This is a genomic window from Aquabacterium sp. A7-Y, from assembly GCF_026153205.1.
GTDB lineage: Bacteria > Pseudomonadota > Gammaproteobacteria > Burkholderiales > Burkholderiaceae_C > Caldimonas.
On record NZ_JAPFBW010000105.1, the window covers coordinates 1 to 525 of the forward strand.

A 525-nucleotide genomic window follows, 5' to 3' on the forward strand; every position below is an offset into this window, starting at 1 on the left:
CGGCAACTGTCTCGTTCTCGTCAGCACCAACCGGAGCCGGGTTGTTGACCGACAGCTCGAAGTTGGTGGAGACCTTGGCACCCTTGGAGTCGGTGGCGGTCACCTCGATGACGTAGGCTGCGGGGCGGCTGGCGTCGTTGGGCAGGGTGCCGGAGATGAGACCGGTGCTCGGGTCGATCGAGAGGCCAGCCGGCAGGCCGGTCGCCGAGAAGGTCAACTTATCGCCGTTGGTGGCGATGTCGGCGTCGCGGAAGACGGCACTGGTCGGGATGCTGACGGTGGCTGCGTCGGTGCTGCTTACATTGTTCAGAGAGCCGACCACGACCGGGTTGTCGTTCACGGCATTGACTGTCACGCTGACCGTGATGGTGTCCGTGGCGCCTTGCGCGTCGGTGACGACGACAGTGAAAGTGTCGGTGCCGTTGAAGTTGGCGTTGGGCGTGTAGGTGTAGCTGCCGTTGGCGTCGACGACCACGGTACCGTTCGTCGGTGCAGTGTCGATCGCATAGCTCAGCGCATCGCCGT

Annotated in this window: 1 protein-coding gene; it reads right to left on the reverse strand. The window is 64.0% G+C overall.

Going from position 1 to position 525, the window contains the following annotated elements; all coding sequences use genetic code 11:
* Nucleotides 1-525, reverse strand: a 525-nt coding sequence (locus OOT46_RS30725; protein ID WP_265407421.1) for an Ig-like domain-containing protein, incomplete at both ends; no start/stop codon positions are given.